A 10,595-nucleotide genomic window follows, 5' to 3' on the forward strand; every position below is an offset into this window, starting at 1 on the left:
TCCGCCTTGCAGTTGGACGCACCAGGCCCCGCTCACGTGCGCTGATCAGGCGCCGCAGGTTTCCTCCGACTTGATCCGCCGGACAGGCCCTAGTCGTGTCCCGGAAGCTGCTCGAACTCCGCCAGGGCGTGGGTCAGCCACTGGGTCCAGAAGGTCTCCAGGTCGATGCCGGCCCGCAGGACGAGGTGCCGCAGACGATCCTCGGGGGTGTCCTTTCCCGGCGGGAAGTCCCGCTCCTGGATTCCCTGGTACTCGGCCAACTGGAGCCGGTGCAGGGCGAGATGGCGGCGCAGGTCCGCTTCGACGCCCTCGGTGCCGACCACGGCCGCGGCGCGCAGGCGCAACAACATCGTGTCGCGCAGCGGCTTCGGGTCCTGCGAGCCGGCGGTCCAGCGGGCGAGTTCGTCCCGGCCCGCGGGCAGGACTTCGTAGCTCTTCTTCTGGCCCCGGGCATGCTGCTCCGGGGGCAGCGCCCTGATGTACCCCTCGGCCTCCAGTTTTCCCAGCTCGCGATAGATCTGCTGATGCGTCGCCGACCAGAAGTAGCCGATCGACTTGTCGAACCGCCGGGTCAGTTCGAGGCCCGACGAGGGCTTCTCGAGCAGGGCGGTGAGGATCGCGTGCGGGAGTGACATGTGGTCATCCTAAGGAGGGCCGCAGGTGCTGCCCGGTGCCCGGCCGTGGTCGACCGGACACCGCGACAGCTCTCCCGCGTTTCGGTTCTCGCGGTGCGTCAGAGCGCCGCAGCGAGTTCGGTGCCCTGCTTGATGGCCCGCTTCGCGTCCAGCTCGGCGGCGACGTCGGCACCGCCGATGAGGTGGACACCGCGGCCCGTGGCGCGCAGCGCGTCGTACAGGTCGCGGCGCGGCTCCTGGCCGGTGCAGAGCACGATCGTGTCGACCTCCAGGACCTGGCTGTGCCCGTCGACGGTGACATGCAGTCCGGCGTCGTCGATCCGGTCGTACTGGACGCCCGGGACCATGGTGACGCCTCGGTGCTTGAGCTCGGTGCGGTGGATCCAGCCGGTGGTCTTGCCGAGTCCGGCGCCGACCTTGGACGCCTTGCGCTGGAGGAGGTGCACGGTGCGCGGCGGGGCGGGCCGTTCCGGAGCGGCGAGACCGCCGGGCGCCCGGTAGTCCATGTCGACGCCCCAGCTGCGGAAGTACGTGGCCGGGTCCTCGCTCGCCTTGTCGCCGCTGTCGGTGAGGAACTCGGCGACGTCGAAGCCGATCCCGCCGGCGCCGAGGATCGCGACACGGTCGCCGACGGGGGCTCCGTCGCGCAGCACGTCGAGGTAGCCGACGACGCTCGGGTGGTCGACGCCCGGGATCTCCGGGGTGCGCGGGCTGACGCCGGTGGCGACGACGACCTCGTCGTAGGCCTCCAGCGTCTCCACGGTGGCCCGGGTGTTCAACCGGACGTCCACGCCGTGCAGTTCGAGCTGGGTGCGGAAGTAGCGGATCGTCTCGTCGAACTCCTGCTTGCCGGGGACCTTGCGGGCCACGTTGAGCTGGCCGCCGATCTCTCCCGCGGCGTCGAAGAGGGTGACGTCGTGGCCGCGTTCGGCGGCGCTGACGGCGCAGGCGAGTCCGGCGGGCCCGGCACCCACGACGGCGACGCTCTTGCGCAGCCGGGTCGGTGCGAGAACCAGCTCCGTCTCGTGGCAGGCGCGCGGGTTGACCAGACAGGAGGTGATCTTGCCGCCGAAGGTGTGGTCGAGGCAGGCCTGGTTGCACCCGATGCAGGTGTTGATGGCCTCCGGGCGTCCGGCTTCGGCCTTGGCGACGAAGTCGGGGTCGGCGAGCATCGGCCGGGCGAGCGAGACCATGTCGGCGTGACCGTCGGCGAGCAACTGCTCGGCGATCTCGGGGGTGTTGATGCGGTTGGTGGTCACCAGCGGGATCGAGACGGAACCCATGACCTTCTTGGTCACCCAGGCGTAGGCGCCGCGCGGCACCGAGGTCGCGATCGTGGGGATGCGGGCCTCGTGCCAGCCGATTCCGGTGTTGATGATCGTCGCCCCGGCGGCCTCGACGGCCCGGGCGAGCGTGATGACCTCGTCGAGCGAGGAGCCGCCGGGCACCAGGTCGAGCATCGACAGACGGTAGATGATGATGAAGTCTTCGCCGACCGCCTCGCGTACACGGCGGACGATCTCGACGGGGAAGCGCGTCCGGTTCTCGTACGAGCCGCCCCAGCGGTCGTCGCGCCGGTTGGCCTGCAGGGCGATGAACTCGTTGATGAGATAGCCCTCGGAGCCCATGATCTCGACACCGTCGTAGCCCGCCCGCCGGGCGAGCCGGGCGGCGCGCGCGTAGTCGTCGATGGTCTGCTCGATCTCGGCGTCGCTGAGCTCGTGCGGCACGAAGGGGCTGATCGGGGCCTGCAGCGCGCTGGGGGCGACGAGGTCCTGGTGGTACGCGTACCGCCCGAAGTGCAGGATCTGCATCGCGATCCTGCCGCCCTCGCGGTGCACCGCCGCGGTGATCCCGGCATGCTGCTCGGCCTCGGCCTCGGTGGTCAGCTTGGCGCCGCCCTCGTAGGGCCGGCCCGCGTCGTTGGGCGCGATACCGCCGGTGACGATCAGGCCGACGCCGCCTCGCGCGCGGGCGGCGTAGAACTCCGCCATGCGCTCGAAGCCGCGCTCGGCCTCTTCCAGGCCCACGTGCATGGAGCCCATGAGCACGCGGTTGGGCAGGGTGGTGAAGCCCAGGTCGAGCGGGTTCAGCAGATGCGGGTAACGGCTCATCGGGCCCTCCGTGCGCGGTGTCGTACGTCTGTTGTAGACGACGGGCCGCGCTTTGTGCAACTAGTTGCACAATGAGGAGGATCACTTGGCGCTGGGCTCCCGGATCGTCCCGCGCAGTGCCGATGATCACCCACCCCGGTACGGAGGATCACTCGACGCGGGGTGGAGGACGGCCTGGCGCAAGGCCGGAGGATCGCCTTGCGCGAGGCCGGCGGAGCGCTCAGCCGAGAGCCACCCGGGCGACGAGTTCGGCGACCGGTACGGGCTGGTCGACCATCACCAGGTGGCCCGCGCCGGGAACGGCAACCATCGTCACGTTGGGACTGGCCTCGAGCCCGGCCCGTTCCTCGTCCGTCAGACCGATGTCGTCGTGGTCGCCGCGCACGACCCAGGCGGGCACTCCCGAGTCACGGAGCCGGGAGACCAGGGGTCCGTACCGGTCCAGGTAGTCGAAGTAGTACCGGATCACCTGGCGGCAGAACGCCGGATCGTTCTTCTCGAACTCGGCGGTCAGCGCCTCACGACGGGCCGGAGGCAGGCGGCTCACCATGGCGCGGGGCGCCAGCTTGACCAGGCCGGACCAGGCCAGCGCACCGACGCCCGGCACCCGCCCGAGGCTGTTGGCGATCGCGAGCGCCTTGTCCTCGTCGGACGCCGAGAACGTCGGGGAGAGCAGGACGACGGGCCCGGAGAAGAGCCCGCCGGCCGCCATCTCCAGGGCGACGTTGGCACCGATGCTGTGGCCGACCACAACGTCGCACCCCCGCTCGGCGGCCAGGGCGCCCGCCAGAGCGGCGTAGTTCTCCATGCTGAGATCGTGCGGCGGCGTGGTGCCCGCGTGGCCCGGAAGCGTCGCGGCCACCAGCCGCACCGGCGCGGTGGCGAGCGGCGGTGCGGCCATCAGGTCGTCGTAGAACGCGGTGCTGCACATCCCGCCGGGCAGCAGCAGCACCGTCGCGCTCGCGTCGGCGGGCCCCGACTCCTGGATGTCCCATGCGTCGAACTTCTCGGGGGCACTGCTCACGTTCGGGCCTCCCTCTGGCATCTGCGGTCAGCCAGAGTGTGGCGCGTGAGGCGGGACAATCAGCCGATCAGGGACCGAACGCGGCATGTCGCCCGCATCGCCCCGCCCCGTCAGGGCTTCACACCGATCACCACATGGGCGTAGAGCTCCTCCGAGACGGCCGGCCGGGCGACCAGACCGCAGCGCGCGAAGACCTCGACGGCCGCGGGCGCCTGGTGCTCGCTCGTCTCGACGAGGAGGCAGCCGCCGCGGGCCAGCCAGACCGGTGCCTCGGCGGCGACCCGGCGCACGAGGTCGAGCCCGTCCGCGCCTCCGTCGAGGGCGACCAGGGGTTCGTGGTCACGGGCCTCCGACGGCAGCAGGCCGACCTCGCCGGTGGGGACGTACGGCACGTTGGCCGCCAGGACGTCGACCCGCCCGCGCAGGGTTTCGGGCAGCGCCGCGAAGAGGTCGCCCTCGTGGACCTGGCCGGCGAACGGCGCGACATTGCGGCGGGCGCAGCGCACCGCGGCCGGATCGATGTCGGCCGCGTGCAGTTCCGGCCCGTCGAGGGACGCCGCCAGCGCGGCGCCGACCGCGCCCGAGCCGCAGCACAGGTCCACGACGACGGATGCGCCGCTCGCGAGCGCGACGGCCTGGTCGACGAGGAACTCGGTACGGCGCCGCGGCACGAAGACGCCGGGTTCGAGGGTGATGCGCAGACCGTGGAACTCCGCCCAGCCGAGGACGTGTTCGAGGGGCAGTCCTGCGACGCGCCGGTCCACCATCGCGGCGGCCTCGTCCGGGGTGCGGGCGGTGGAGAGGATCAACTCCGCCTCGTCCTCGGCGAAGACACAACCGGCGGAGCGGAGCGCGGCGACCATCGGGTCGCCCGCACCAGGGACATCAGGGGAGAGAGGAGGCATGAAGCCGAGAGCCTTTCGACGAGCCGAAGGGCGCTCTCACGGTCACCTGGATACGGTGACCGCGTTGTCCGGAGAGGAGAGCACCCGACCTGACACAGCGGTAATGGGTCTCACCTCCTCGACAACTCATCGGCCGAGACGGTCCACGGCCGGGACGGTCACCCTACAGGAACGATCACACGCCGATCGACCCCTTCGGCACTCTCTCGCAGCCTCCGGAAACGCGGGATCCGATGCCCGGCGCGAGGTCGAGTTGTACTATGCAACCAGGACAGGAAGGAAGTCCTGTGATGGCATCCGAAGAGGCCGGTGAGGCCGTGGCCACCACCGGGACAGCGACCGCCGCAGGGGCCGGCGATGCTTGCACCGCGGAGACGGCGGTCGGCAGGACGGCCGACGCGGCCGTGGAGACCATCCAGCGCGAGATGACCGTATTCGCCCGGCGGGCGCGCGCGTCGGCGGGACGCATGCATCCCGAGCTGTCCCTGGTCTCGTACACCCTCCTCGGTCATCTGGAGGAGGTCGGCGGCTGCCGTGCCACGGACCTCGCCGCGCACTACGCGCTGGACAAGTCCACGGTGAGCCGTCAGGTGGCGGCGCTGGAGCGGGCCGGGCTGATCGGACGGCGGATGGACCCCGAGGACCACCGCGTCCAGGTGCTGCATCTGACGGAGGCGGGTACGGAGATCCTCGCCCAGGTGACCCGCAGCCGGCGTGTCGCGTTCCGCGAGCGGCTCATGGGCTGGTCCGAGGAGGACCTCGCCCGCTTCGCCTCGTATCTGGTGCGCTACAACGCCACCGCGCCGGCCACCGCCGCGGAGAAGCGGGTCGGAGGGCCGCCGGGGGACTGAACCGACGTCCCCGCGGCCTCCCCGCCCCGCACACTCAGCGGCGCGGTGTCATCCCACGCCCACGGTCCGGTCGTCGCCCAGGTGCTCGGGCACCCGCGCCGCCATGAAGCGGGTCGTGCGGCGCAGCCCGAAACCGAGGGACTCATAGAGGCGGATGGCGTTGGCGTTGCCGGCGGCGGTGTGCAGGAACGGGGTCTCACCGCGTTCACGGATGCCGTGCGCGACGGCCAGGATCAGGCGCGTGGCCAGGCCTTCGCCCCGGTACGCGGAGTCGGTGCACACCGCGCTGATCTCGGTCCAGCCCGGCGGATGGAGCCGCTCCCCCGCCATGGCGATCAGGGCGCCGTCCCGGCGGATCCCGAGATAGGTGCCGAGCTCGACGGTGCGCGACAGGAAGGGGCCGGGCCGGGTCCGCTCCACCAGGTCGAGCATCTCCGGCACATCGGCGGGGCCGAGCCGCACCGCCTCGGCGTCCGGTGCCGCCGCCAGTCCGTCGTCGACGAGCTGGACGCCGTCGAGGCTGAAGATCACCTCCCAGCCGTCCGGCGTGCGCCCGCCGAACCCGGCCAGCGGCACCTCGCCGCCGGGCCCCACCAGGGCCGCCAGATCCGCCCAGTCGCTCACGTCGGGCTCGTCGGGCAGGGCCAGCCACGGCGACACGTCCACGGGGTAGCGCAGGACGCGTCCACGGCGTTCGGCGAAGTGGGCGTGGGGCCCGGTGAGAGAGCCGAGGGCCGGGTTGTCGAGGGGGTGACGGCCGGGAGGCCTCTCCGACAGTCCGGCGGCGAGCGGGGGCCGGCCGTCGAGCGAGGTCGTTCGGTCGACCGGTGTGGTCCGCGGGGGCTGCGAGATCTGCGGGGCCTGCGTGGTCCGCGGGGGCTGCGTGGTCCGCGGGGTCTTCTCGTGCCGGTCGAGGGGGTGGGTGCTCATGCGGTCACCTCGATCACGATCTTGCCGCGGGCGTGCCCGTCCTCGACGGTGCGCAGCGCCTCGGCGGCGCGGTCGAGCGGGAAGGTCCGGGTGACGAAGGGGCGCAGCGTCCCGTCGGCTGCGAGCCGGCCCACCTCGTCGAGCACGGCTGCCGTACGGGCCCGCTCGACGCCCGTTCCGCCGAGTTTCGCCACCGTCTCACGGTCGGCGCCGGTGATCAGCTTCGTACGGTCGGCCAGCTGCGTCGCCGCGGTTTCCAGCACCTCTCCCCCGACGAGGTCGAACACGGCGTCCACCCCGTTCGGCGCTGTCGCGCGCAGCCGCTCGGCGAGGCCCGGCCCCGACGGGACGTGCACGGCTCCGAGCGACTCGACGAAGTCCTTCTTGCCCTCGCTCGCCACCCCGACGACGCGGAGTCCGAAGGCCACCGCGATCTGGGTGGCGGCGACGCCGACCCCGCCGCCGGCGCCGGTGATCAGCAGGGTCGCGCCCGCGGGCAGGCCGAGCTGCCGGATTCCGTCGTACGCGGTCGCCGCCGCGACGGGCAGGGCCGCGGCGTCCGTGAACGACAGCCCGGCGGGCTTGTGCCCCGTGACGGCGACGGGCAGCACGGCGTACTCGGCGTATCCGCCGTCCACCGGGTTGCCGAAGACCTCGTCCCCGACGGCCAGGCCGGTCACGTCGGCGCCGACTTCCACGACAACTCCGGCGACCTCGTTGCCGAACACGGCGGGCAGCGCGCGTCGGGGGCCGCCCGGGCGGCGGTGGCCGGTGCGCTGCTTCCAGTCGACGGGGTTCACACCGGCAGCGCGAACCGCGACGAGGACCTCGCCGGGGCCGGGGCTCGGGCGGTCCCGCTCCACCAGGGCCTCGGTCTCCGGGCCCCCGAACCGTGTGAAGACATACGCCTTGGGCATCTGCTCCCTCACTCTCCTTCGCTGTCGTCACCGGTCGTCGCGGCCCCGCTCACCGGTTGTGCATGTACGGGCCACCGGAGTCGGCTTCAGCAGAAAGGAAGATCGCGGCGCGGCTATTCCCGGGCGCCGGGACAGTTCATACGCCCGCAATGATCAGCGCTCCGCTCCGGCTCGGAGCACGGTGATCCTGGGCGTACGGTTGAATGGTTAAGCAGCACCGGTGCGTGCCCGGGAGCCCGACGCCGGTGTTCGCGCCGATCACGTTCGATCCGCGGGCCGCCGTCCCGGCGGTCCTGGAGGCACCACCCGTATGAACGTCACGCGAGCCTTCACCGGGCGCCCGCGCGCCCACAACCCCGGACTGCCGCCCGGCCAGTACGACGCGGGCGACGACTGGCCCGTCCTGTCCGCCGAGGTCACCCCGGAGCTGGCCCCCGCCGACTGGACCCTGCGGATCGACGGCCTGGTGGCCGAGCCGCGCACGTGGAACTGGGAGCAGGCGCACGCGCTGCCCCCCTCGGCGTACGAGGGCGACATCCACTGCGTGACGAGCTGGTCGAAGTTCGGGGTGCGGTTCGGGGGCGTGTCGCTGGACACGTTCCTGGAGGCCGTACGACCGGACCCGGCCGCCACCCACGCGGTCGCGTACGCGCACACCGGGTACACCGCGAACCTGCCGCTGGCCGACCTCACCGGCGGTCGTGCCTGGATCGTGTGGGAGTACGACGGCAAACCGCTGCCCGCCGAACACGGCGGTCCGGCGCGGCTGGTCGTGCCGCATCTGTACTTCTGGAAGAGCGCCAAGTGGATCGCCGGCATCCGCGTCCTCGACCACGACGAACCGGGCTTCTGGGAGCAGAACGGCTACCACAGCCGCGGCAACCCCTGGGAAGAACAGCGCTATTCCGGTGACTGAGACGACCCCGGCGACGGACACGGTCGCGGTGAAGGCGACGGGAACAGACCGGGAGACGAGTCAGGACTCCGGTGGGAGCGATGGCAGGACGCCGGTGAGTGTGACGGACAGGGCCCCGCTGGGGGCGACGAACAGGACCCCGTCGACGGAACCGGGGACGACACGGATGAGGAAGGCCACCCGGTGACGGCGACCACGACCGTGACCTTCGTACCGCCGACACGGTTCGCCGTGCCCGGGCGCATCGCCGTGAACACCCGGACGGCGACCACCTGGCAGACCGCCACGCTCACCGGGATCCGGCGCGAGACCCCGCACGCGGCGACCTTCCGGTTCGCCGTGCCCGCGTGGGAGGGACACCTGCCCGGCCAGCATCTGATGCTGCGGCTCAGCGCCGAGGACGGGTACGTGGCGCAGCGCCACTACTCCATCGCGTCCTCACCCGACGACACCGGTCACATCGAACTGACCCTCGACCATGTCGACGACGGTGAGGTCTCGGGCTGGTTCCACACCGTGGCCCGGCCCGGCGACTCCGTCGAGGTCCGCGGCCCGCTCAGCGGCTTCTTCGCCTGGCCCGGGGACCGGCCCGCGCTGCTCGTCGGCGCGGGTTCCGGTGTCGTACCGCTGATGTCGATGCTGCGTCACCACCGTGCGCGGAACCTGGACGTACCGCTGCGCCTTCTCGTCTCCGCGCGGAGCCCCGAAGAGCTCATCTACGCACGGGAGTACGGCGAGGAGACCACCGCCGTCTTCACGCGGAGCGCCCCGGACGGTGTGCGCGTCGGGCGTATGGCCGCAGCACATGTGGAGCCCCTCCTGGCCGAGCAGCCGCCCGGTGGGTGGGAGGCCTACGTCTGCGGGTCCAACGGGTTCGCCGAGCACGCCTCGCGGCTGCTGGTGGAGGCCGGACAGCCGGTGGACCGGATTCGGATCGAGCGGTTCGGCTAGGCCGTTTTCCCGTCGCTGCGGACGGCCGGGGCCGACCGGCCCTCGGGCGGGGCAGGCACCGCTTGCCGCTCGTCGGCCGTCGCGCGTCGTCTGCGGCTTGCCGCTCGTCGCTCGTCGCTCGTCGCTCGTCGCTCGAAGTCTGCGGCCTGCCGCCTGCCGCTTGTCCATGAGCGGGAACGAGCGTGCCGACCGGGTTCCCGGACAAGGCATGGCCGCGTCCCAGAGGGCGCACGTACGGTGTGATCATCCGCACCCGTATGCCGAAAGGCGGTCCTCGATGGCCCTGTTCGACCTCCCTCTCGACGAACTCCGCGCCTACCGCAGCGCGTCCACCGAGCCCGAGGACTTCGACGCCTTCTGGTCCAAGACCCTCCAGGAAGCCCGTGAGCACGAACTCGCCGCCCGCTTCGAGCCGTTCGAGACCCCGCTCAAGACCGTCGCGGTCCACGACGTCACGTTCGCCGGGTTCGGCGGGCATCCGGTCAAGGGCTGGCTGACCGTGCCGGCCCGGGCGAACTCGCCGCTGCCCACGGTCGTCGAGTTCATCGGATACGGCGGCGGGCGCGGGCTCCCGCACACGCATCTGCTGTGGGCCTCGGCCGGCTTCGCGCACTTCGTGATGGACACGCGCGGCCAGGCCAGCACCTGGGGCGGCGGCGAGACCCCGGACCCGGTGGGCAGCGCGCCCGCCTTCCCCGGCTTCATGACACGAGGGATCGAGGACCCGGAAACCTACTACTACCGGCGCCTGTTCACGGACGCCGTGCGCGCCGTGGAAGCGGCCCGTTCACATCCGCTGGTCGACGCGGCGCGCGTCGCGGCGCTCGGCGGGAGCCAGGGCGGCGGCATCACCATCGCGGTGGGCGGTCTCGTGCCCGACCTGGCGGCGGTCTCCCCCGACGTGCCGTTCCTGTGCGACTTCCCGCGCGCCACGGTGCTCACGGACCGCACCCCCTACCGGGAGATCGGCAACTACCTCAAGACCCACCGCGGCCGCACCGAACAAGTGCTCCGCACCCTCTCCTACTTCGACGGGGTGCACTTCGCCGCGCGCGGCCGGGCGCCCGCCCTGTTCTCGGCGGCTCTGGAGGACCAGACCTGCCCGCCGTCGACGGTCTTCGCGGCGTTCAACGCCTGGGCGAACGAGGAGAAGCAGATCGAGGTGTACGACTTCAACGACCACGAGGGCGGCGGCCCCTACCAGCAGGCGGCCCAACTGCGCTGGCTGCCCGCCCACCTCTGAGGCCGGCGTGGACCCTAGGGCCTGTCCGGCGGATCATGCCGGAGACGCGGGGCCTGGCACCCCCTCCCCCAAGCTCTTCGAGCAGGGGGGACCCCCAGCGGCGTTGTCG

At 72.0% G+C, this 10,595-nt stretch carries 10 protein-coding genes; 4 read left to right on the forward strand and 6 right to left on the reverse strand.

What is annotated here, in order from left to right; genetic code table 11:
- Positions 1-89: 89 nt before the first annotated feature.
- The 4 genes from ABZX90_RS43270 to ABZX90_RS43285 form a co-directional block, all read right to left on the reverse strand.
- Positions 90-635: a PadR family transcriptional regulator gene (locus ABZX90_RS43270; RefSeq protein ID WP_351135140.1), complete on the reverse strand. Its 546-nt coding sequence runs from the start codon at positions 633-635 to the stop codon at positions 90-92.
- Positions 636-733: 98 nt separating this feature from the next.
- A complete protein-coding gene (locus tag ABZX90_RS43275; RefSeq protein WP_351135139.1) occupies positions 734-2,749 on the reverse strand; it encodes an NADPH-dependent 2,4-dienoyl-CoA reductase in 2,016 nt (671 codons plus the stop codon).
- A 220-nt stretch (positions 2,750-2,969) separates the two neighbouring features.
- A complete protein-coding gene (locus ABZX90_RS43280; RefSeq protein WP_351135138.1) occupies positions 2,970-3,773 on the reverse strand; it encodes an alpha/beta hydrolase in 804 nt (267 codons plus the stop codon).
- 110 nt (positions 3,774-3,883) lie between these two features.
- The gene (locus tag ABZX90_RS43285; RefSeq protein WP_351135137.1) at positions 3,884-4,678 is read right to left on the reverse strand and encodes a putative protein N(5)-glutamine methyltransferase; all 795 of its coding nucleotides are present in this window, start codon (positions 4,676-4,678) and stop codon (positions 3,884-3,886) included.
- Positions 4,679-5,103: 425 nt separating this feature from the next.
- Here ABZX90_RS43285 and ABZX90_RS43290 point away from each other — a divergent pair, with 425 nt between their 5' ends.
- Positions 5,104-5,529, forward strand: coding sequence for a MarR family winged helix-turn-helix transcriptional regulator (locus tag ABZX90_RS43290; protein ID WP_355213667.1), 426 nt, complete (start codon positions 5,104-5,106; stop codon positions 5,527-5,529).
- Positions 5,530-5,577: 48 nt separating this feature from the next.
- Here ABZX90_RS43290 and ABZX90_RS43295 read toward each other — a convergent pair whose 3' ends face one another.
- Together ABZX90_RS43295 and ABZX90_RS43300 are read right to left on the reverse strand one after the other, a co-directional pair.
- Complete coding sequence (locus tag ABZX90_RS43295) at positions 5,578-6,459, reverse strand: GNAT family N-acetyltransferase (protein WP_355213663.1); 882 nt, start codon at positions 6,457-6,459, stop codon at positions 5,578-5,580.
- Entirely contained in the window at positions 6,456-7,376 is a 921-nt protein-coding gene (locus ABZX90_RS43300; protein WP_355213664.1) for an NADP-dependent oxidoreductase, read from the reverse strand. Before ABZX90_RS43300 ends, ABZX90_RS43295 begins: the two co-directional genes overlap by 4 nt.
- A gap of 310 nt (positions 7,377-7,686) precedes the next feature.
- Between ABZX90_RS43300 and ABZX90_RS43305 the strand changes: the two genes are divergently transcribed.
- From ABZX90_RS43305 to ABZX90_RS43315, 3 genes are all read left to right on the forward strand, one after another.
- A complete protein-coding gene (locus tag ABZX90_RS43305; RefSeq protein ID WP_351135131.1) occupies positions 7,687-8,292 on the forward strand; it encodes a sulfite oxidase-like oxidoreductase in 606 nt (201 codons plus the stop codon).
- Between the two features lie 183 nt (positions 8,293-8,475).
- Complete coding sequence (locus tag ABZX90_RS43310) at positions 8,476-9,243, forward strand: ferredoxin reductase (RefSeq protein WP_355213665.1); 768 nt, start codon at positions 8,476-8,478, stop codon at positions 9,241-9,243.
- 277 nt (positions 9,244-9,520) lie between these two features.
- On the forward strand, positions 9,521-10,486 hold the full coding sequence (locus ABZX90_RS43315; RefSeq protein ID WP_355213666.1) for an acetylxylan esterase: 966 nt from the start codon (positions 9,521-9,523) through the stop codon (positions 10,484-10,486).
- Positions 10,487-10,595 lie beyond the last annotated feature (109 nt).

This window comes from Streptomyces sp. NPDC002935, assembly GCF_040611295.1.
Taxonomy (GTDB): Bacteria; Actinomycetota; Actinomycetes; order Streptomycetales; family Streptomycetaceae; genus Streptomyces.